This is a genomic window from Rhizobacter sp. P2_H3, assembly GCF_056403355.1.
The window spans coordinates 1-19,709 of record NZ_JBFUFQ010000105.1 but is presented as its reverse complement, the minus strand read 5'-3'; the positions used below and the strand labels follow the sequence as shown (position 1 = coordinate 19,709).

Sequence of the window (19,709 nt, the reverse complement as noted above, 5' to 3'; positions counted from 1 at the left end):
GGCCGGCGCGGGAGCAGGGGCCGGCGCAGGGGCGGGGGCCGGTGCCGGCGCAGGTGCCGGAGCGGGCGCAGGGGCCGGCGCGTTGCAGTTGGTCGTSGCCGTCCACGGCTGGCCGCTGCCGRCCGGGCCGTTGTTGGACGACGGGTTCTGGCCCTGSGTCCACCAGTTGGCCTTGTAGTTGGTGCCGTTCACGCTGACCAGCGCGCCGCCGCTGTACGCCGTGGCGGCGAGCCACACCGGGCTGCAACCGGCCGGTGCCGGCGCGGGGCTCGGGGACGGCGCGGGAGCCGGTGCGGGTGCCGGGGCCGGCGAAGGCGCCGGAGACGGTGCGGGCGCGGGCGGCGGCGTACCGCTGCTCACGCCGAGGTCGGTCCACAGGCTCGCCGTGGTCGGGTTCCAGCCGGTGCTGGCGTAGTCGGTCTGGCTGACCAGCGCACGGTAGTCGTGCCCGTTGTACGACACGACAGTGCCGGCGGCGTAGAAGGTGTCGGCCTTCCAGGCGGGGTAGGCGGCATAGGCCGACGCGCTGGCGACGGACGTCGCCAGCGCGGCCAGCAGGCGCAGCTTGTGCGGGGCGTTGAACATGGTGGGATCTCCCTCGGCAAGTCGATGAACCCCACCTGCGCGGCGGGACGGCGATGCCCGATTGGCGCATGGAACCAATACGCTACCAGGCAATACCATAGTAATACCAGTAACGAGCGGTGTGAAGCGCGGAGATCCCGGAGCGGGGCGCCCTTCAAAACGGCCAGGTGCCTGCAACAAAGGCGATCCGCCGCGTCGGCAGCCGCGCGATGGCAGCGGTCGGCGGCCCGCCGAACCAGCGCAGGCCGGCATCGAAACGCCAGCGGTCGCCCTGCCAGCCGAGCGCCGCGGTGGTGATCCGGCCGCGGTCGGCCGGCACCAGCAGCAAGTCGACCACAGGTTGCCAGCCTTCGTGCTCCCAAGCTGCACGCAGATACACATTTCTGCGGGGTTGAGGTGCCGCGGCGAGACCGTCGGACCACACCTCGGCCGTCAGGCTGAGCTTGCTCTCGCCGGTCCAGGTGGCGCCGGCCAATGCTTGCGTGATGTCCGGTGCCGGCGGTGCCTGCTGCGCACGCCGCAGCGAGGCGTGCAGCTCGAGGCTGTCGGTCGCGACCCACGACGTGGCGGCGCCCATGCTGCCGCGCGAGCGCGCGCCGACGCGTGCAAAGCCGTGCCAGTCGGCCGACCCGACGCGCCGGTACACGCGCGCGGCGAACGCCTCTTCATCGCCACCCGCGCGCGCATCGCTGCGCGGGTTGACCCAGACCAGCGTCCACGCGGTGTCGGCATCGAAGTGCTCGGCCTGCACCACGCCGCGGCCCCGCGGCGTGGTCGCGAGCAGCGTGCGGCGCTGCTCCTGCTGCACCACGTCGTTCGGCCGGAAGCCGTAGCCGACGTCCCACGCGACGATCTTGCGGCCGCCGCTCCACTGCCAGCCCAGCGCGTCGCCCGACGCATACAGCTCGTTGACGGCGGCATCGCCGTGCCATGCCCCGCCGTCGGGCCGCTGCTGCGTGAAGACGACGTTGCCGCTGAGCGCCTTCCAGTGGCCGCGCAGTTCGGTCTCGAGCGTGTCGGTGCCGGGCGGTGCGATGCCCTCCACCTGCTCGCGGTGCGCGCGCAGCTGGCCGCTGAACTCGTCGGCGGCCACGGCGCCGCCCGCGAGCGCCCACAGCGCCGCGATCCCCACGAAGCGCCGCATTTCAGTCCAACGTCGGGTTGCGCGCGAGGAACATCGGGTTCAGCCAGGCCTCCGGCACGTCGCGCGGCGCGCGCGACACGTAGCGCACCCGCGTCTCCTTGTGGTTGCTCAGCTGGTCGCGCAGCACCATCTCGGTCACCCGCGTCGGCGCGGCCGGCGCGTCGAGCACGAAGCCCGCCTGCTTCGCGAGCTTGTCCGACTGCACGTACAGCTCGGCCTTCAGCGGCTCGTGCAGCTTCGTGCCCAGCCACAGTTCGATGCGCTGGTAGGTGACGCCCTTGCGGTTGGCCGCCAGGCTCAGGTGCAGGCAGGCCACCTCGCCGCAGCGCTCCTCGCCGATGACGCGGCCGCCGTAGTCGTCGGCCCAGCTGAGCGTCGCGATGTCGCCGGTCGACGCATCGCCCAGCAGCTTCTGCATCGGCGTGATGCGCAGCGGGCGCTGGCTGCCGGGCATCAGCAGCCAGAAGTCGTCGCCGAGCATCAGCACCTTCTGGCCCTTCTCGGCCGGGCTGCGCATCAGCACCAGCGAGCGGTGGCCGGCCTGCGCGAAGACGGTGTAACGCCGCTCCTTGTCGGGCGAGCCATCGGTGTTGAAGACGCTGATCAGCGTGTCGACCTGCAGGTTGTCGCTGCCCATGCGGAAGCGGTCGGCGGCCTTCAGCAGCGGGACGATGTCCTGGGCCTGGGCCAACGTGGCCAGCAGCCCGAGCACGATCGCGAGGAGGCGTTTCATGTTGAGTCCCTTCAGGTGTGGGCCAGCGCATCCACCACCGGCGTGTGGACGGTCCTGCGGGCGACCAGCGCGGCCGCAGCCATCGCGAGCAGCAGCATCGCGAGCACGGTGGCGGCGAACATCAGCGGATCGACCTCGATCGTCAGCGGGTAGCCGCTGGAGCGGCCGGGCGGCGGCGGCATCTGCACCGGCACCACGTACAGCAGCAGCGAGATCGCGCCGGCCAGCGCGGCGCCGAGCAGCGCGCCGGCACCGCCGAGCAGCATGCCCTCCAGCGCCAGCGTGCGCAGCAGTTGCGACGGCAGCGTGCCGAGCGCGCGCAGCGTGCCGATCTCGCGCGTGCGCTCGATGATGGCCATCGCCATCGCGTTCGCGACGACGAACACCACGATCACGCCGATGATCAGCCCGAGCGCGCCGAAGATGCGGTTGTAGAGATCGCGCACCGAGCGGTAGAAGAAGGCCTGGTCGAGCCAGGTCTGCACCGTGAGCGACGGGAACAGGGCGGCCATGCGCTCGCGCGCCGGCCCGGTCGAGTCCATGCGGTCGAGGAACACGCCGAGCGTCGATACCCGTGTGGTGTTCAGCAGCTTCTGCGCGGTCGCGAGGTCGGTGTAGACGAGGCGCTTGTCGATCTCCGGCACGCCGGTCGAGAACACGCCCTTCACGCGCACGTCCAGCGCGTTCAGCGCGCCGTCGGTGGTGCTCGCGAGCAGCGTCAGGCTGCTGCCGGGCCGGGCCTTCAGGCTGCGCGCAAGGCCGTCGCCGAGCATCACCTCGGCGCGGTCGGTGCCGGCCAGCACGTCGCCGGCCGTCATCGTGAGGAACGGGCCCTTCACCGAGAACTCGCCGTCGGGGTCGACGCCGTGGGCCATCATCACGGTCGACTTGTCGCCGTTGCTGACCAGGCCGCTGAACTCCACGCGCGGCAGCACCTGGCGCACCGCGCGGTCGGCGAGCAGCCGGGCGCGCAAGGCGGCGACATCGTCGAGGCCGTGCTGCAGCGGCGTGTCCTCATCGGTCGTGAACTGCGCCGGCTGGCCGAGCACCAGGTGCCCGGTGCTGCGCGCCGCGGCCTGCGCCAGCGCGTGGTACGTCGACAGCGCGAAGCCGCCGGCCAGCAGGATGGCCGCGGTGCCGAGCGCCGCGATGCCCACGGTGACCAGCGAGCGGCGCCGGTTGCGCAGCGTGTTGAGCCACGCGAAGTACAACCACTTCATTCGATCCTCCCGTCGCGCAGCGCCAGCGTGCGGTCGCAGCGCTGCGTGAGGCGCGCGTCGTGCGTCGCGATCACGAAAGCGGCGCCTTCGGCATGGCCGCGTTCGCGCATCAGCGCCAGCACCTGGTCGGCGGTGGCGGAGTCGAGGCTCGCGGTCGGCTCGTCGGCGATCACGAGCTTCGGGCGCTTGACCAGCGCCCGCGCGATCGCGACACGCTGCCGCTGGCCGCCCGACAGCGCATCGGGCCGATGACCGGCATGGTCCTGCAGGCCGACGGCCCGCAGCTGCGCGGCGACCCGCGCGCGCCGTTCGGCCGACGGCACGCCGGCGAGGAACAGCGGGTAGTCGACGTTCTCGGCGACCGTCATCACCGGCACCAGGTTGAAGCCCTGGAACACGAAGCCGAGCGCATCGCGGCGCAGCAGCGTGCGCTGCGTCTCGTCGAGGCCGGCGACCAGCCGGCCATCGATCGCGATCTCGCCGGCATCGGCGGTGTCGATCAGGCCGCACAGGTTCAGGATCGTGCTCTTGCCGCTGCCCGACGGGCCGGTCAGCGCGAGCAGCTCGCCGCGCGCGACGGACAGGTCCACGCCCTGCAGCGCCGGGATCACGTGCGGGCCCAGCCGATAAGTCTTGCGCACGCCGCGCAACTCGACGGCAGCCGCGGTCACGACGGCAGGCCCTGCAGCGCCGCGCGCGCCTGCTCGGCCTGCGGCGCGCCGCGCTGCACGACCTGCTCGAAGAAGCGGCGCGCATCGGCCACGCGGTTCTCCTTCGCGGCCTGCGTGCCGGCCCGCATCCACACCGCGGCCTGGAACGGCAGCGGCGCCTGCGCGAACAGCGGGCTGGCCAGCACCTCGGCCAGCAGCGCGCTGCCGCGCGCGCCGCGGTGCATGAAGTCAGGTACCGCGAGGAAGGTGCTGGCGGCGACGAAGCGCGTCTCCAGGCTGGCCGGCGTGCCGTGCTGGCCGACGGCATCGTGCGCCGGGGTCAGCAGCGCGAGCGACTTGTCGAGCGTCGCCAGGCCGTCTTCGGCGAAACCGATCTTCTTCCAGGGCAGGAGAGTCGTACGGGCCTTCATCGCGGTGCTGGCGCCGCTGTAGGCCATCAGCACCGGGCTCGACGGCTCGGCCTGCAGCAGCGCATCGAAGGCGTCGGCCGCCGCGTCGACGACGCCCTTGTCGCCGGCCGAGGCCTGGTTGAAGAGCTGGAAGGCGGGCCGGAACTGCGCGTCGGGTGCGGCGTGGCCGATCCCCTGGCCGGTGGCGAGCACGAGCGTGAACACGGCGGCGGCCAGGGTGCGCGGAAAGGTGGAACCGTTCATCGAAGTCTCCGGGAGGTGGCGATGGCGCGCATCCTCGGAGGCGTTCTGTCGTCGCGCAGCCGCGCTGCGACGAAGCGGGCGCGGGCGGCGCGAAATGGCGGCCCTGCGGCGCGAACGGCGCCCGGGAGCTCAGCCCGTCTGCTTCTGGATCTCCGCCGCCACCGCATCCAGCGGCAGCGTCCGCTGCACCCCGCCGCGCTTGATCGCTTCCTTCGGCATCCCGAACACGACGCAGCTCTCCTCGTCCTGCGCGACGGTCTGCGCGCCGACCTTGCGCATCTCCAGCAACCCGGCCGCGCCGTCGTCGCCCATGCCGGTCATGATCACGCCGAGCGCATTCGCGCCGGCGCTGCGCGCGACCGAGCGGAACAGCACGTCGACCGATGGCCGGTGGCGGTTCACCAGCGGCCCGTCGATCACCTCGACGAAGTACTGCGCCCCGCTGCGCTTGAGCAGCATGTGCCGCCCGCCCGGCGCGATCAGCGCGCGGCCCGGCAGCACGCGGTCGTTGTGCTCGGCCTCCTTCACCTCGATGCGGCACAGGCTGTCCAGCCGCGCCGCGAAGGCCGCGGTGAATTTCTCCGGCATGTGCTGCACGATCACGATGCCCGGCGTCACGCGCGGCAGCGCGGTCAGCACTTCTTCGAGCGCCTGCGTGCCGCCGGTGGAGGTGCCGAGCGCCACCACCCGCTCGGTGGTCTGCGTCATCGCCCGCGTGGCCGGCGGCAGGATCACGTCGGCGGTGTTCTTCGCCGCCGGCGTCGGCGCGACCGCCGGCCCGGCGGCCAGCCGCCGCACGTTGGCCTTGGCCGCGGCACGCACGGTGCTGATCAGCTCTTCGCCGCTGGCGGTCAGGAACTGCTTCAGCCCCAGCTTCGGCTTCGTGACGATGGCCACCGCGCCGGCGGCCATCGCCTCCAGCGTGGTCTTCGCGCCGCGCTCGGTCAGCGTCGAGCAGATCACCACCGGCGTCGGCTTCTGCTGCATCACCATGCGCAGGAAGGTGATGCCGTCCATGCGCGGCATCTCGACGTCGAGCACGATCACGTCGGGCCAGTCGTGCTTGAGGCGCTCGATCGCGAGCACCGGGTCGGCCACCGCGGCCATCACCTCGATGCCCGGCGCGTCGTCCAGCAACGCGGTGACGACCTGCCGCACGACGGCCGAGTCGTCGATCACCATCACGCGGATGTTGCTCATGCGCCGCCTTCCAGCGGCATCGACGCCGATTCCGGGTTGACCTGCCGCACCCACACGTCGCCGGTCGCCAGGTCGAAGATCATCTGGCGGTGCCCGTTGCCGAACAGGCTCTCGGAATGCACGCGGATGCCGTGCGCCGTCAGCAGGTCGCGCGCCGCCTCGCCGTTGCGGCGGCCGATGTTCGGCGTGGCGGGCGAGGCCTGCTCGGGAAACATGTTGCCGCCGCCGAAGATCTTCGCCTCGCACTCGGCCGGCGCGATGCCGCGCTTGTGCAGCTGGCGCAGCATCAGCGCGAGCGCCTCCTCGCCGTAGCGCGCGTCGGGCACGCCCAGCCGGCTCGGCGAGCGAGCGGCCAGCAGGAAGTGCGACATCGCCCCGACGCGTCTTGCCGGGTGCCACAGCGTGATCGACACGCATGAGCCGAGCAGCGTGCGCATGCGCAACGGCGCCTCGCCGACCGCGTACTCGCCGGGCTGCAGCACCCGGTCGCCGGGCTCGGCGCTGTCGAATCGGATCGTGCTCCCCGCCGCCATGTCTCGCTCACGGCTTGCGGTAGATCGACGGCGCCACCTGGATCAACGCCGTCGTGATGTCGTTCAGGCTCTCGGAGTGACCGATGCAGAAGAACCCGCCCGGCTTCAGCTGCTCGAGGATGCGCGCCACCACCTGCCGCTTGGTGTCGCCGTTGAAGTAGATCATCACGTTGCGCAGGAAGATCACGTCGAACGCCGCCAGCCGCGGCAGCGTGGTGTTCAGGTTGACCTGCATGAACTGCACGCGGCTGCGCAGCGTCCGGTCGACCAGCAGCGTGCCCTGCTGCTCGTCGATGCCGCGCAGGCAGAAGCGCTTCAGGTAGGTCTGCGGGATCTGCCGGCAGCGCTCCATCGGGTAGTGCGCCTGCCGCGCGCGCTGCAGCACGCGGGTGCTGATGTCGGAGCCCGTCACCTCCCAGGCCGCATCGCCCAGCGTGTCGGCCAGAACCATCGCGATGCTGTAGGCCTCTTCGCCGGTCGAGCTGGCCGCGCTCCAGACGCGGAACGGCTGCGCCTTCTTCGATGACGCGAGCGCCGCCTCGCGCAGCAGCTCGAAGTGCTTCGGCTCGCGGAAGAAGTAGGTCTCGTTGGTGGTCAGCAGGTCGACCGCGGTCTGCACCTCGGCACCGTTCTGGCCGCTGGTCAGCAGCTTGAAGTACTCGCTGTAGCTGCCCAGGTTGCAGGCCTGCAGCCGCTTCGCGAGCCGGCCGCACACCAGCGCCTTCTTCGCCGACGACAGCGTGATGCCGGCCGCGTCGTAGATGAAGCGCTGGAACAGGCCGAACTCGTTGTCGGAGATGGTGTTCATGGCCGGTCCGCGGGGTCGCTCGGGTCAGGATCAGAAACGGGCGAACTGCGATTCGTCGAGCGCACCCGCGCCGTTCACGTGCAGCGAGAAGCCGCTGTGGCCGGCGGCCGATGCCGGTTTGCGCGCACCCGCCTTGGCCCCCTTCGCTGCCGCTGCGATCGGCCTGGCTGCCGCCTTGCGCGGCGCAGCCGGGCGCTGCCGCGGCGCGTCGGCGTGGGTCGCCAGCTTGAAGAACGACATCGTCTGCTGCAACTGCTCGGCCTGGCTGCTCATCTCTTCCGACGTGGCTGCGAGTTCTTCCGAACTCGACGCGTTCTGCTGCGTCGTCTGGCTCAGCTGGCTCACCGCCGCATTGATCTGGCTGACGCCCGACGACTGCTCTTCCGACGCCGCCGTGATCTCCTGCACCAGGTCCGAGGTCTTCTTGATGTTCGGCACCATCTGGTCCAGCAAGCGCCCCGCCTTCTCGGCCAGCTCCACGCTCGAGCCCGCCACCGTGCCGATCTCCTGCGCCGCCACCTGGCTGCGCTCGGCCAGCTTGCGCACCTCCGCCGCCACCACCGCGAAGCCCTTGCCGTGCTCGCCGGCACGCGCCGCCTCGATCGCCGCGTTCAGCGCCAGCAGGTTCGTCTGGTATGCGATGTCGTCGATGATCCCGATCTTCTGCGCGATCTGCTTCATCGCCGCCACCGTCGCRCGCACYGCCTCGCCGCCCTCGGCCGCTTCGCTCGCCGCCTTCGTCGCCATCCCGTCCGTCACCTTCGCGTTCTCGGTGTTCTGCGAGATCGATGCCGTCATCTGCTCGATCGATGCGCTCGTCTCCTCCACCCCCGCCGCCTGCTCGCTCGACGCCTGCGACAGCGACTGCGCCGTTGCGCTCACCTCTTCCGATGCACCCGCCAGCGCTTCCGCGCCGCTGTTCACCTCGGTCACCACCTGCGACAGCTTGTCGACCATGTGCTTCATCGCCTGCAGCAGCTGGGCGGTCTCGTCGCGGCCGGTGACGTCGATCTTCACCGTCAGGTCGCCTTCGGCCAGCCGGTTCGCGGCGTCGACCGCGCGGCCCAGCGGCTTGCTGACGCTGCGGCTGATGAAGAAGCCGAGCAGCAGGCCCAGCACCACGCCGCCGGCGATCGCACCGATCATCACGGTGCGGCTGCTGCGGTACAGGCCCTCGGTGTGCTCGGCGGCCGCCTTGGCGCGCTCTTCCTTCTGCCGGATCAGCTCGTCGAGCATCTCGTCGAGCTTGTTGGCCTTGTCGCGCACCAGGTCGAGCGACTGCGCCAGCACCTCGTCGCGGTCGGCGAGCTTCTTCGCCGACGCGAGCGTCAGCGCGCGCTGCATCTCGCGCTGGTAGTCCTCCGACAGCGTGCCGAACGCGGTGAAGACCTCTTTCGCGCGGTCGCTGACGAACAGCGGCTTGGCCTTCTCGATGTAGTCCTTCATCGACGCCAGGCTCTTCGCGATCGACGCCATGTGCTTGTCGCGCTCGGCCTGCGTGCTCGCCAGCAGGAAGTTCGAACGGGCGCGTCCGATGTAGATCAGGTTGATGTTGGCTTCCTTGATGTACGAGAGCCCCATCAGCTCCTTCGTGTACATGTTGTCGGCCAGCTCGTTCATCTGGCTGGTGTTGGAGATGCCGATGAAGCCGATCACGGCGCTGATCGAGGCGACGAGCATGAAGCCCGCGATCAGGCGGACGCCGATCTTGAAGTTGCTGAACATGGTGTGGTTCTCCCTGGAATCTGGTGGGGCAAAAACTGGTGAACTCAGGCGGCCGCGACCGGCGTGCCGGCGCTCTGCATCAGGGCCGGCACGTCGAGGATCAGCGCGACCTCGCCGCTGCCCAGGATGCTGGAGCCGCTGATGCCTCGGACCTGGCCGAACATCTTCGACAGCGGCTTGATGACGGTCTGCGCCTCGCCGAGCAGCGTGTCGACGACGAGGCCGAATTTCTGGCCGGCATGCTTGACGACGACGATGTTCGGCCGCGCGCTTTGCGGGCCGTCGATGTCGAACAACTCGCGCAGCCGGATGAACGGCAGCACCTCGCCGCGCAGGTCGGTGTAGTCGTGGCCGGTCTCCGCGCTGAACTCGACGCATTCGTCGACCATGTCGAGCGGCACGACGAACACCGCCTTGCCGACGCCGATCTGGAAGCCGTTGATGATGGCCAGCGTGAGCGGCAGCCGCACCGTGACGGTAGTGCCCTCGCCCGGCGTGCTGGCGATGCCGACGCTGCCGCGCAGCGCGACGATGTTGCGCTTGACGACGTCCATGCCGACACCGCGTCCGGACAGGTTGGTCACCTTCTCGGCGGTGGAGAAGCCGGGCTCGAAGATCAGCCCGTAGATCTCGGCATCGCTCAGCGTGCGGCCGGCCTCGACCAGGCCGCGCTCGACGGCCTTCGCGAGGATCTTCTCGCGGTTCAGGCCGCCGCCGTCGTCGCTGACCTCGATCACGATGCTGCCGGAGTCGTGGAATGCGTTCAGCATCACCGTGCCGCGGGCCGGCTTGCCGCGCGCGGCGCGCAGCTCGGCCGAATCGATGCCGTGGTCGATCGCGTTGCGCACCAGGTGGGTCAGCGGGTCGCCGATCTTCTCGACCACGGTCTTGTCGAGCTCGGTGTCCTCGCCGTTGACGACCAGGCCGATGTCCTTGCCGAGCTCGCGCGACACGTCATGCACCACGCGCTGGAAGCGGCTGAAGGTGGCACCGATCTTCACCATGCGCAGCTGCAGCGCGCTGTCGCGCACCTCCTCGACCAGGCCGGACAGCACCGAGTGGCATTCCTGCAGCTCGCTGTTGCGCGTCTTGCGCGAGATCAGGCTGGCGCCGGCCGACGCGATGATCAGCTCGCCGACCAGGTTGATCAGGTGGTCGAGCTTGTCGGCGTCGACGCGGATCGACTGGCTCTCCTGCGTCTTCGCGTCCTTCACGCGCTTCTGCTTCTCGAGCGCGGCCTCGACGACCGGCGGCGAGACGCGGCCCTGCTCGACCAGCACGGTGCCGATCAGCGGGGTCGGCACGGCTTCAGCCTGCGCGGCGAGCGCGGCTTCGAGTTCGTGGGCGGTCACGGTGCCGCAGCGCACCAGCATCTCGCCCAGGCGCGCCGATTCCTCGGGCATCGCCTTGATGAGGTCGATGTAGTCGCCGATGCGGCTGTGCGGCGGCACGATGCGCAGCGTGCAATCGTCGAGCACGAAATCGAACACGCCTTCGATCGCCGCCTTGTCGGCCTGGCTGCGGAAGGCGATCTCGAAGCCGAGGTAGCAGGACTCGGGGTCCATCCCGGCGGCCGGCGGCAGCGCGTCGGCCAGCGTCACGATGCCGACCACCTGGCCGAGCGTGCCGAGGAAGCGGATGAAGGACAGCGGGTCCATGCCGTTGCGCAGCACGTCGCGGCCGAAGCGCAGCGAGATGTGCCACAGGTCGGCATCGTGCGAATTGGCGGCGATGCGTTCGAACGCGGGCGCCGGTGCCGCCACGACGGCGCCGGACGACGGCTCGAGGTGCGCGCGCAGGCGCAGCAGCAGCGGCTCGCCGCGCTGCACCAGCGCCGGGTCGACCTGGTTCGGATCGGACTCGACCGCATCGACCAGCGCGCCGATGTGGTCGCCGCAGGCGAGCAGCAGCGAGACCAGCGGCTCGTCGACCGCGATGCGGCCTTCGCGCACCTCGTCGAGTACGCTCTCGACGACGTGCGTGAACGCCACCACCTGGTCGAGGCCGAACAGCCCGGCCGAGCCCTTGATGGTGTGGGCGGCGCGGAAGATCGCATTGATCGTCTCGGCCGGCTCGTCTTCCTCGCGCACGCGCAGCAGCGAGGCTTCCATGTCTTCCAGCAGCTCGCGGCTTTCCGCGAAGAAGGTCTGCAGGGCCTGGTCCATGTTCATCGGAATGCCTTCCAGGGAGAGGTCAGGCAGCGCGCTGCGCGGAGCCGACGACCAGCGGATCGCCGAAATGCGCGGCCAGGTCGAACAGCTCCAGCACCTCGACGACGGCCGGGCTGTGGTCGACCAGGCGCAGCGTGCGACCGGCGGCAGCGGCTTCGCGCTTGGCCAGCAGCAGCAGCTGCAGCCCGGCGCTGTCGAACTCGCCGACCTGCGACAGGTCGACCTCGAGCTCGGCGTGCTCCGCCACGGCGGCGAGCAGCGTCTGCTTCAGTTCGGCGGCGCGATAGATCGTCAGCTCGCCTTCGATGCGCAGAGAGCTCATGGCAGCACGAGCTTCTGCACGACGCCCAGCAGCTGCTCGGGCTTGAAGGGCTTGACGACCCAGGCCTTGGCGCCGGCTTCCTGGCCTTCCTTCTTCTTCGCCTCCTGCGACTCGGTGGTCAGCATCACGATCGGCGTGAACTTGTAGGCCGGCATCTGCTTGACCGCCTTCACGAGGCTGATGCCGTCCATGTTGGGCATGTTGACGTCGCTGATGATCAGGTGGACCTTCTGGCCGGTGAGCTGCTTCAGCGCGTCCTTGCCGTCGACCCCCTCGATCACGTCGTAGCCGGCTTGCTTCAGCGAAATGCTGACGACCTGCCGCACCGAGGCGGAGTCGTCGACGATCAGGATGTTCTTGGCCATGGTGTTGTGCTTCCCGGTCTGTCGTTGTCAAAAGAAAGTGATCTCTTCGCTCGCATCCGCGGCCTGCGCGCCCTGCCCGGCTTGCGCGCTGTGCAGCTGGCGCTCGTCGGCCATCGCGTAGGTCTTCTCCAGCTGGGCCAGCAGTGCGGCGCTGTCGACCGGCTGGAGCACGCCGTCGCGCTCGAAGCCTTCGCGGCTGCGCGTCAGCTCGGCCGGCAGCTGCTCGATGTTCTGGCGCACGTGCGACATCACCTGGCTGACGCGGTCCTGGAACTGCAGCTGCACCAGCGCCTCGCCGATCTCGCCCTGGATGCCGACGCTCTCGCGCTTGAGCACGTCGGCCGATGCGACCAGCGCATCGGTGACGGTGTGGAAGCCGCCGAGCACGCTGTTGATGGTGGTCTCGCAGGCGACGATGGACGCGGCCTCGCGCTCGGCCGACGCGTCGGCGCTGCGACGTGCGGTGGCGATCGCGTCGCCGATCAGCGCCACCTTGTCGGCCATGCGCCGGCCGGTCTCGCCGGAGGCGGCCGACAGCTTGCGCACCTCTTGTGCGAGCACCGAGAAGCCGCGGCCGGTCTCGCCGGCGTGCGCGGCCTCGATGGCGGCGTTGATCGCGAGCAGGTTGGTCTGCGAGGCGATGTTGGCGACCTCGGCGGCCATCTCCTGCAACTCGGCGACGAAGCGGTTCAGGCTCTGCACCTCGTCGTGCATGGCGCCGTTGCTGGCCATCGCGGCGCGCAGCGAATCGAGCACGCCGTTCAGTTCCTTGCTGCTGTGCGCGAACACGGCCACCAGGCCCTGGTCGCTGCCCTGCATGTTGCCGGCGGCGAGGTTGGAGGCGCGCATCGCCTGGTCGAGCTTGTCGACGATGCCGCCGAAGCGCAGCGCGAGCTCGGAGATCGCGCTCTCCATCTGCGCGCGCGAGCTTTCGATGTGGCCGCCCCAGACCGGCAGCAGTTCGCGGCCGAGCCGCTCGGTGCCGGCAACGAAGGCCGCGGTGGCGTCACGCTGCTGGCGGCGCAGCGTGGCCTGGCGGCGGTCGAACAGCGCACCGGCGATGCCGAGGCCGGCGCCGACCAGCAACGCCCAGCCGTTCCAGCCGCTCGCGGCCCAGGTGGCGATGCCGCCGGCCAGGCCCATCGCGGTGCAGGCGAACGCGCTCGGCGACAGGCGGGAAGGTGGGGTGCTGGAGGACGGCACCGAGGGCGCCGCCTGTTGCACGGAGGGAAGGCTGTAGGAGGACATGCGTACTTGTCGGCATGCCCGGCGCGGAAATAAAGCGCGACGTGCGACGCGCAGGCCAAAAACTGTGCAGGCCTTGCGCAGTGCGTGTAAGAGACGGTAACAAGGACTCGGGTTAACCCGAAGGTGTCGGCGCGGAACAGCGTGTCAAAGAGGCTCGGCAGTCCCCCGGCGTTCACTCCTCTCTTGGTGAATCCATGTCGCAAGGGTTTGCCGCAATGCTGTGAAGGTTTTGCAGTACGACCTTCCGTCGTCGCCATCCGCAGCCGATCTCAGGCCGCGGATCCACTCTGAAATCAACCCATTCATCGCCGCATCCAGATCTGCCGACGCTCGTGTCGCCTCTCGTTCAAGAACGTCCACGGCCGTCTTGAGTTGCTCGTGCACCCCGGAAAGTGTCGGGTGGAGCATCATCCGCTCGACCAGGGTTGCGGCATGGTCGACTGCGAGCGTTCTCAATGACACCAGGGCGCGCTCGGTGTTTCCGCGCGGGCGGCTCTCTGGAAACTTGCGCTGACCGAGCGAGTGCGCGTTCGGCGACACCACCAACTCACTGGTGACGAGGCGATCCAGCACTGCCATGGTCTCGCAACAGGCTTGCCAATCGTAGCCACAGAGATCATCTTCAAAGTCGCGGATCAAATCACCGATCTCCTGGTGAAGCCGCTGGGGGAGGCTGGAACAGGCCCGCTTGCTTGCGTCATCGAGTTTTGCTTTGACATCGCAGAGGGTCGACGCCCATACCATCGATATCGTTTGACGGCGCTGGCGCTCTTCGTTCGCCCTCCCGAACTTGCTTTCGCTTTCATTGATGACCCGCTTCAGCGGACGCAAGGCCTCTCCCACGGGATCCCTCTTCAATCCGATATCTGTTCCGAGTTCCCGGATGAGCCCCTCGCCTCGACAGAATTCCTGGTCCACGACCCTCAGCCACGAAAAGGACCTGTCGACCAGGCCGGCCGGAAGCTGACTGCCCCGGACCAGCATGGAGAGGACAGCGCTCGCATACTCGCGCGACGCAAGCCGCCCCGCATGCAAGCGCGAGTAGACATCGTAGTCGTCGATGGAGATGGGCTCCCACATCACGGAAGGACGGGCTGTGACTGTCTGAACGGACATCGGTGAGCTCCAGGAGCAGTGTTTTGACAGACGCTCTGTCACCGCGACCGCCCGTTCGTTCCGTCGCCCGCAGACACAGCCCGCCGAAGCACCTTCAGGCCACGACAGCCTTGCCCCGCACCCCCGCCTTCGCATCGATCGCCAGCAGCACCCGCCGCAGCGCCCCCACCGCCTCGTCGACCTGCGCCCGCTCGATCACCAGCGGCGGCGCCAGCCGCACGACGGTGTGGTGCGTGTCCTTGGTCAGCACGCCTTCGTCCATCAGCCGCTCGCAGACCTCGCGTGCGCTCGCGAACGCCGGATCGATCTGCACGCCCACGAGCAGGCCGCGCCCGCGGATGTCGGTGATCGCCGGATGCCGCAGCTTCCACAGCTGGGCCATCAGGTACTCGCCCTGCTCCTGCGCGCGGCGCGCCAGCTGCTCGCGCTCCAGCAGCTGCAGGGCCGCCAGCCCGACCGCCGCCGCCAGCGGGTTGCCGCCGAAGGTGCTGCCGTGGTCGCCGGGGGTGAACTGCGCCATCACGTCCTCGCGCGCCAGGAACGCGCTGACCGGCAGCAGCCCGCCGCCGAGCGCCTTGCCGAGCACCAGCCCGTCGGGCAGCACGCCGTCGTGCTCGCAGGCCAGCAGGCGGCCGGTGCGGCCGAGGCCGGTCTGCACCTCGTCGCAGATCATCAGCACGTCGTGCTTCGTGCAGATCTCGCGCACCGCCTTCAGGTAGCCGGCCGGCGGCACGATGATGCCGGCCTCGCCCTGGATCGGCTCGACGATGAAGGCGGCGGTGTGCGGCGTGATCGCGGCCTCCAGGGCCCGCGCATCGCCGAACGGCACCGCGTTGAAACCCGGCGCGAACGGGCCGAAGCCGTCGCGGTATTGCGCCTCGGTCGAGAAACCGACGATGGTGGTGGTGCGGCCGGCAAAGTTGCCCTCGGCGACGAGGATCTGCGCCTGGCCCTCGGGCACGCGCTTGACCTTGTAGGCCCATTTGCGCGCCGCCTTGATCGCGGTCTCCACCGCCTCGGCGCCACTGTTCATCGGCAACGCCCGCGCCATGCCGGTCATGCGGCACAGTGTCTGTAGGAAGGGACCGAGCCGATCGGTGTGGAAGGCCCGGCTCGTCACGGCCAGCGTCTGCGCCTGCTCGGTGAGCGCGCGCACCAGCTCCGGGTGGCTGTGGCCGAAGCTGACGGCCGAGTAGGCGGACATCATGTCCAGGTAGCGCCGGCCCCGGTCGTCGAACAGGTGCACGCCCTCGCCGCGCGTCAGCACGACCGGCAGCGGGTGATAGTTGTGGGCGCCGTGGCGTTGCTCCAGCGTGATCGGAGATTCCTGCGGGGCGGCGTGGCGGGCTTGCAGGGCGGCGGCGCGGGCGGCGGTGGTCATGTCAACTCCTGGTCTGAATGCATAGCGAACGCTCACAGTCTAGAGATGCGGCGGCGAAATTTGCTTTCCAAAACTTGCATCCTTGCCGCCGTTGACGCACGATTCATGCATCAATGAAGGCGAAGCGATGAACGGTGGAGCGATTGACGGCCTGGACCGCAAGATTCTGGAAGCCCTGCAGGCCGATGGCCGCGCCAGCAACGTGGAGTTGGCGGCGCAGGTGCACCTGTCGGCACCGCAGTGCTTCCGCCGCGTGCGCGCGCTGGAGGAGCGCGGCGTGATCCGCGGCTACCGCGCGCAGGTCGATCCGCAGGCGCTCGGGCTGGGTGTGATGGCCTACGTCAGCCTGAACATCGACGGCGGTCAGTTCGGCCGCGTGCGCGAGGTCGAGGCCGACATCCGCGCCTTCCCGCAGATCCTCGAATGCCACACGGTGTCGGGCGACAGCGACTACCTGCTGAAGGTGGTCGCGCAGGACCTGAAGAGCCTGAGCCAGTTCCTGACCGACCGCCTGATGCAGGTGCCCGGCGTCGACGACGTGCGTTCGATGATCTGCATGGAAGAGGTGAAGGCGCCGTCGCCGTTGCCGGTGTCGCCATGAGGCTGCTGGTGCTCGGTGGCGGCGTGTTCCTCGGTGCGGCCGTGGTCGATGCGGCCTGCGCGGCGGGGCATGCGGTGACGGTGTTCAACCGCGGGCGGGCGCGCCGTGCCTGGCCGGCGGGCGTCGAATGCATCGTTGGTGACCGGCAGCGCGATCTCGGTGCGCTGCAGGGCCGGCGCTTCGATGCGGTGGTCGACACCTGCGGCTACCTGCCGGGTGACCTGCGCCTCAGCGCCGAGGCCTTGTCCGATGCGGGGCAGTACCTGTTCGTCTCGAGCGTGTCGGCGTATGCGTCGCTCGTTCGGCCGGGTGAAGACGAGCGGGCGCCGCTGGCATCGTTCGACGGCGTGGCGCCGGACGACCGCAGCGCCGCACACTACGGGGCGCAGAAGGCGGCCTGCGAGGCGGCCTTGCGCACGGCGTGGGGCGAGCGGGCGCTGGTGGTGCGGCCGGGGTTGATCGTCGGCCCCGGCGACCCGACCGGGCGCTTCAGCCACTGGCCGTGGCGCGCCGCGGCGGGCGGCACGATGCTGGTGCCCGAGGCGCCGTCGCCGCTGCAGATGATCGACGTGCGCGACCTCGCCGCGTGGATGCTGCGGTTGCTGGAGCGCGGCACGCGCGGCGACTTCAACGCGACCGGCCCGGTCGACGGGCCGCTGACCTGGCCGCAGATGATCGACGCCTGCATCACCGCGGCCGTGCACGCGGGGCACGCGCCGGCGACCCCACGGCTCGTCGGCGAGACCTTCCTGCAGGCCGAAGGCGTGCGCCTGTGGACCGAGTTGCCGCTGTGGATCCCGGCGAGCGAGGCGGATTCGCAGGGCTTCCTCGCAGTGAGCGTGACACGGGCGCGAGCGGCGGGGCTGCAAACGCGGCCGTTGCTGGACACCGCAGCCGACATCCTGGCCGAGCCGATCCCCGCGCTCGGCGATTCGCGGCGCGATGGCAAGCTGACGGTGGAGCGAGAACGGGATTTGCTGGCACGATGGGCGAAGCTCGCACCACCACGGCCATGACCTCTCCACCCACCCTCCGCTGGGGCCTGATCGGCGCCGCCCGCATCGCCGCATCGGCGCTGATCCCGGCCTTCCGCAGCACCGGCAGCCCGATCGTCGCGGTCGGCTGCAGCGATCCAGTCCGCGGCGCCGCCTACGCCGCAAAGCACGAGATCCCGCTCGCGACCGGCTACGACGCATTGCTGGCCCGCGACGACATCGACGCGGTCTACATCGCGCTGCCCAACCATGCGCACCTGCCGCTGACGCTGGCCGCACTGAAAGCCGGCAAGCACGTGCTGTGCGAGAAGCCGCTCGCGCTGAGCGCCGACGAGGCGCGCCGGATGAAGGCCGCCGCCGGCACCGCCGGGCGGCTGGTGATGGAAGCCTTCATGCACCACTTCCACCCGCAGCTCGCGCGCGCCCAGGCGCTGGTGCGCGGCGAGGCCTGGGGCCCGCTGAAATGGATGCGCAGCCACTTCACCTACACGCTGCACGACCCGGCCGACGTGCGCTGGAGCCGCCGCATGGGCGGCGGCGCGCTGTACGACCTGGGCTGCTATCCGCTGAGCGTGATGCGGTGGCTGGCCGGCGTCGAGCCGGTGGTGCTCGGCGTCGCGGCCGGGCTGACGCCGCCCGATGCCGAAGGCGGCCGCGTCGACCATGCGGCGCACGCGATGCTGCGTTTCGACACGGCGCACGGCGACGTCACCGGCCACTTCGATTGCGCGTTCTCGCTGCCGCCGCACACGCAGTTCGAGGCGCTGCTGCGCGACGGCATCCTGCGGCTGGAGACGCCGTTCGGCTGGAAGGACGTCGAGGCGGTGCTGCGCATCGGCGATCACGTCGAGCGCTTCGCGCCCTGCGACCCGTATGCGCTGATGGTGCGGCACTTCGAGGCGGCGGCGCTCGGCCACGAGGCGGTGCGCATCACGCTCGACGATTCGATCGCGCAGGCCGTCGCGATGGACGCGCTGCTCGCCCGCGCGCACGCGGCGGCGAACCGCTGACACCCGGGCCCCGCACGCTCACTCGAAATCGAGGAACACCGTCTCGCGCTCGCCCTGCAGGTGGATGTCCCAGCGGTAGCTGCCATCGGCCTGGCGCTGCGCGAGCAGCGTGTCGCGGCGCGCCGCCGGCACCTGCGCCAGCAGTTCCGAGCTCGCAAGCCCCGGCGCATCGGCCAGGAACACCGCGCAGAACTGGTGCTTCAGCAGGCCGCGCGCGAACAGCGTGATCCAGGCCGCCGGCTCGCCCGGGGCGGCCTGCGGCGAAGCGGCCAGTTCGATCCGGAACTCGCCCCGCTCGCCGGTCGGGCAACGGCGAAAGCCGGGCATCGGGCGCTCATGCTCGCCCGTCGCCGCAGCCGGTGACCAGGCCTCGACCCAGCCATCGCTCACCGGCTGGCCCTGCCCGTCGAACAGCGTGCCGCCGATCGTGATCCAGGTCGTGGCCGTGGCCCCCAGCTGCGACAGCTCGGCGGCCCAGCGCCAACCCTCGTGCGGAAACGGACCGATGGTCTGCGATGAAGTGATCCTGCTCGTCATGGCTTCGGTGCTCACAGGGCCATCGGCGTCGCGTGGCGGCCGCGCAGCACGATGTCGAAGTCGTAGCCGAGGGCGTTGCCGCCGTCGGTGTGGTCCATGTTCAGGTGCGCGGCCAGGCGGGTTCGCGCCGCGGCATCCGGAATGCTCTGGAAGATGGGATCGAACGCGAACAGCGGGTCGTTCGCGAAATACATCTGCGTCACCAGCCGCTGCGCCAGCACGTTGCCGAACAGCGAGAAGTGGATGTGCGCCGGTCGCCAGGCCTTGTCGTGGTTGCCCCACGGGTACGGCCCCGGCTTGATGGTGACGAAGCGGTAGCGGCCGTCGTCGTCGGTGAACATCTTGCCGATGCCGTGGAAATTGGGGTCGAGCGGCGCATCGTGCTGGTCCTTCTTGTGCCAGTAGCGGCCGGCCGCATTGCACTGCCACACCTCGAGCAGCGAGCGCCGCACCGGGCGGCCGTCCTCGTCGACCACGCGGCCGCTGACGATGATCTTCTCGCCGAGCGGTGCGCTGCTGCCGTGAGCCGTCAGGTCGAGGTCCTTCGGGCCGACCAGCGCCGGAGAGAAACGCACGCCGTCGCGTGCCGGCGCCGGTGCCTTCACGCGCAACGGCGGCTGCATCGGGCCCCGGCTGCGGGTGGACTGGTAGGGGGGATGGATCAGGCTCGGGTACACGCCCGGGGCCACCT

General features: G+C 70.1%; 21 protein-coding genes. 3 read left to right on the top strand and 18 right to left on the bottom strand.

What is annotated here, in order from left to right; translation table 11 throughout:
- The 16 genes from AC1D1T_RS18795 to rocD form a co-directional block, all read right to left on the bottom strand.
- The coding region (locus AC1D1T_RS18795) for a carbohydrate-binding protein (RefSeq protein ID WP_477992296.1) at positions 1 to 585 on the bottom strand (585 nt) is incomplete at its 3' end.
- A gap of 154 nt (positions 586 to 739) precedes the next feature.
- Positions 740 to 1,729 carry a hypothetical protein gene (locus AC1D1T_RS18790; RefSeq protein ID WP_477992295.1) on the bottom strand — a complete coding sequence of 330 codons (990 nt, stop codon included), beginning with the start codon at positions 1,727 to 1,729 and terminating at the stop codon, positions 740 to 742.
- A 1-nt stretch (position 1,730) separates the two neighbouring features.
- Complete coding sequence (locus AC1D1T_RS18785; RefSeq protein ID WP_465110745.1) at positions 1,731 to 2,462, bottom strand: outer membrane lipoprotein-sorting protein; 732 nt, start codon at positions 2,460 to 2,462, stop codon at positions 1,731 to 1,733.
- Positions 2,463 to 2,473: 11 nt separating this feature from the next.
- A complete protein-coding gene (locus tag AC1D1T_RS18780; RefSeq protein ID WP_477825861.1) occupies positions 2,474 to 3,682 on the bottom strand; it encodes an ABC transporter permease in 1,209 nt (402 codons plus the stop codon).
- On the bottom strand, positions 3,679 to 4,353 hold the full coding sequence (locus tag AC1D1T_RS18775; RefSeq protein ID WP_477825862.1) for an ABC transporter ATP-binding protein: 675 nt from the start codon (positions 4,351 to 4,353) through the stop codon (positions 3,679 to 3,681). Before AC1D1T_RS18775 ends, AC1D1T_RS18780 begins: the two co-directional genes overlap by 4 nt.
- A complete protein-coding gene (locus tag AC1D1T_RS18770; protein ID WP_477825863.1) occupies positions 4,350 to 5,006 on the bottom strand; it encodes a hypothetical protein in 657 nt (218 codons plus the stop codon). Before AC1D1T_RS18770 ends, AC1D1T_RS18775 begins: the two co-directional genes overlap by 4 nt.
- 129 nt (positions 5,007 to 5,135) lie before the next feature.
- Positions 5,136 to 6,206, bottom strand: a complete 1,071-nt coding sequence (locus AC1D1T_RS18765) for a protein-glutamate methylesterase/protein-glutamine glutaminase (protein WP_477825864.1) — start codon at positions 6,204 to 6,206, stop codon at positions 5,136 to 5,138.
- A complete protein-coding gene (locus AC1D1T_RS18760) occupies positions 6,203 to 6,739 on the bottom strand; it encodes a chemotaxis protein CheD (protein WP_477992294.1) in 537 nt (178 codons plus the stop codon). Before AC1D1T_RS18760 ends, AC1D1T_RS18765 begins: the two co-directional genes overlap by 4 nt.
- A gap of 7 nt (positions 6,740 to 6,746) precedes the next feature.
- The gene (locus tag AC1D1T_RS18755) at positions 6,747 to 7,547 is read right to left on the bottom strand and encodes a CheR family methyltransferase (protein WP_477825866.1); all 801 of its coding nucleotides are present in this window, start codon (positions 7,545 to 7,547) and stop codon (positions 6,747 to 6,749) included.
- Between the two features lie 30 nt (positions 7,548 to 7,577).
- The gene (locus AC1D1T_RS18750; protein WP_477992293.1) at positions 7,578 to 9,272 is read right to left on the bottom strand and encodes a methyl-accepting chemotaxis protein; all 1,695 of its coding nucleotides are present in this window, start codon (positions 9,270 to 9,272) and stop codon (positions 7,578 to 7,580) included.
- A 44-nt stretch (positions 9,273 to 9,316) separates the two neighbouring features.
- Entirely contained in the window at positions 9,317 to 11,443 is a 2,127-nt protein-coding gene (locus tag AC1D1T_RS18745; RefSeq protein WP_477826538.1) for a chemotaxis protein CheA, read from the bottom strand.
- 22 nt (positions 11,444 to 11,465) lie between these two features.
- Positions 11,466 to 11,765, bottom strand: a complete 300-nt coding sequence (locus AC1D1T_RS18740) for an STAS domain-containing protein (protein WP_465110737.1) — start codon at positions 11,763 to 11,765, stop codon at positions 11,466 to 11,468.
- A complete protein-coding gene (locus AC1D1T_RS18735; protein WP_047508981.1) occupies positions 11,762 to 12,130 on the bottom strand; it encodes a response regulator in 369 nt (122 codons plus the stop codon). Before AC1D1T_RS18735 ends, AC1D1T_RS18740 begins: the two co-directional genes overlap by 4 nt.
- A 27-nt stretch (positions 12,131 to 12,157) precedes the next feature.
- Positions 12,158 to 13,378, bottom strand: a complete 1,221-nt coding sequence (locus tag AC1D1T_RS18730; protein ID WP_477840468.1) for a methyl-accepting chemotaxis protein — start codon at positions 13,376 to 13,378, stop codon at positions 12,158 to 12,160.
- A gap of 144 nt (positions 13,379 to 13,522) precedes the next feature.
- A complete protein-coding gene (locus tag AC1D1T_RS18725) occupies positions 13,523 to 14,494 on the bottom strand; it encodes a hypothetical protein (RefSeq protein ID WP_477826536.1) in 972 nt (323 codons plus the stop codon).
- A 94-nt stretch (positions 14,495 to 14,588) separates the two neighbouring features.
- Positions 14,589 to 15,875, bottom strand: a complete 1,287-nt coding sequence (gene rocD / locus AC1D1T_RS18720; RefSeq protein WP_477840466.1) for an ornithine--oxo-acid transaminase — start codon at positions 15,873 to 15,875, stop codon at positions 14,589 to 14,591.
- 127 nt (positions 15,876 to 16,002) lie between these two features.
- Between rocD and AC1D1T_RS18715 the strand changes: the two genes are divergently transcribed.
- The 3 genes from AC1D1T_RS18715 to AC1D1T_RS18705 are packed head-to-tail and all read left to right on the top strand — an operon-like array spanning position 16,003 to position 18,481.
- Positions 16,003 to 16,476: an Lrp/AsnC family transcriptional regulator gene (locus tag AC1D1T_RS18715; RefSeq protein ID WP_047508983.1), complete on the top strand. Its 474-nt coding sequence runs from the start codon at positions 16,003 to 16,005 to the stop codon at positions 16,474 to 16,476.
- Positions 16,473 to 17,492, top strand: coding sequence for an NAD-dependent epimerase/dehydratase family protein (locus tag AC1D1T_RS18710; RefSeq protein ID WP_477826200.1), 1,020 nt, complete (start codon positions 16,473 to 16,475; stop codon positions 17,490 to 17,492). The genes AC1D1T_RS18715 and AC1D1T_RS18710 overlap by 4 nt, the downstream gene beginning before the upstream one ends.
- Positions 17,489 to 18,481: a Gfo/Idh/MocA family protein gene (locus AC1D1T_RS18705; RefSeq protein ID WP_477826201.1), complete on the top strand. Its 993-nt coding sequence runs from the start codon at positions 17,489 to 17,491 to the stop codon at positions 18,479 to 18,481. The genes AC1D1T_RS18710 and AC1D1T_RS18705 overlap by 4 nt, the downstream gene beginning before the upstream one ends.
- A gap of 18 nt (positions 18,482 to 18,499) precedes the next feature.
- On the opposite strand, the gene AC1D1T_RS18700 is transcribed toward AC1D1T_RS18705, so the two are convergent.
- The gene (locus AC1D1T_RS18700; protein ID WP_465110731.1) at positions 18,500 to 19,018 is read right to left on the bottom strand and encodes a peptidase associated/transthyretin-like domain-containing protein; all 519 of its coding nucleotides are present in this window, start codon (positions 19,016 to 19,018) and stop codon (positions 18,500 to 18,502) included.
- Positions 19,019 to 19,029: 11 nt separating this feature from the next.
- Entirely contained in the window at positions 19,030 to 19,707 is a 678-nt protein-coding gene (gene pcaH, locus AC1D1T_RS18695; protein ID WP_477992292.1) for a protocatechuate 3,4-dioxygenase subunit beta, read from the bottom strand.
- Positions 19,708 to 19,709: the final 2 nt, after the last annotated feature.

Excerpts from the sequence above, each read along its gene's own strand:
- AC1D1T_RS18715 (WP_047508983.1), top strand. The coding sequence starts at position 16,003 with ATGAACGGTGGAGCGATTGACGGCCTGGACCGCAAGATTCTGGAAGCC.
- AC1D1T_RS18700 (WP_465110731.1), bottom strand. The coding sequence starts at position 19,018 with ATGACGAGCAGGATCACTTCATCGCAGACCATCGGTCCGTTTCCGCAC.
- AC1D1T_RS18705 (WP_477826201.1), top strand. The coding sequence starts at position 17,489 with ATGACCTCTCCACCCACCCTCCGCTGGGGCCTGATCGGCGCCGCCCGC.
- AC1D1T_RS18730 (WP_477840468.1), bottom strand. The coding sequence starts at position 13,378 with ATGTCCTCCTACAGCCTTCCCTCCGTGCAACAGGCGGCGCCCTCGGTG.
- AC1D1T_RS18760 (WP_477992294.1), bottom strand. The coding sequence starts at position 6,739 with ATGGCGGCGGGGAGCACGATCCGATTCGACAGCGCCGAGCCCGGCGAC.
- AC1D1T_RS18790 (WP_477992295.1), bottom strand. The coding sequence starts at position 1,729 with ATGCGGCGCTTCGTGGGGATCGCGGCGCTGTGGGCGCTCGCGGGCGGC.
- AC1D1T_RS18780 (WP_477825861.1), bottom strand. The coding sequence starts at position 3,682 with ATGAAGTGGTTGTACTTCGCGTGGCTCAACACGCTGCGCAACCGGCGC.
- AC1D1T_RS18745 (WP_477826538.1), bottom strand. The coding sequence starts at position 11,443 with ATGAACATGGACCAGGCCCTGCAGACCTTCTTCGCGGAAAGCCGCGAG.
- AC1D1T_RS18785 (WP_465110745.1), bottom strand. The coding sequence starts at position 2,462 with ATGAAACGCCTCCTCGCGATCGTGCTCGGGCTGCTGGCCACGTTGGCC.
- AC1D1T_RS18740 (WP_465110737.1), bottom strand. The coding sequence starts at position 11,765 with ATGAGCTCTCTGCGCATCGAAGGCGAGCTGACGATCTATCGCGCCGCC.
- AC1D1T_RS18755 (WP_477825866.1), bottom strand. The coding sequence starts at position 7,547 with ATGAACACCATCTCCGACAACGAGTTCGGCCTGTTCCAGCGCTTCATC.
- AC1D1T_RS18770 (WP_477825863.1), bottom strand. The coding sequence starts at position 5,006 with ATGAACGGTTCCACCTTTCCGCGCACCCTGGCCGCCGCCGTGTTCACG.
- AC1D1T_RS18765 (WP_477825864.1), bottom strand. The coding sequence starts at position 6,206 with ATGAGCAACATCCGCGTGATGGTGATCGACGACTCGGCCGTCGTGCGG.
- AC1D1T_RS18725 (WP_477826536.1), bottom strand. The coding sequence starts at position 14,494 with ATGTCCGTTCAGACAGTCACAGCCCGTCCTTCCGTGATGTGGGAGCCC.
- AC1D1T_RS18710 (WP_477826200.1), top strand. The coding sequence starts at position 16,473 with ATGAGGCTGCTGGTGCTCGGTGGCGGCGTGTTCCTCGGTGCGGCCGTG.
- AC1D1T_RS18735 (WP_047508981.1), bottom strand. The coding sequence starts at position 12,130 with ATGGCCAAGAACATCCTGATCGTCGACGACTCCGCCTCGGTGCGGCAG.
- rocD (WP_477840466.1), bottom strand. The coding sequence starts at position 15,875 with ATGACCACCGCCGCCCGCGCCGCCGCCCTGCAAGCCCGCCACGCCGCC.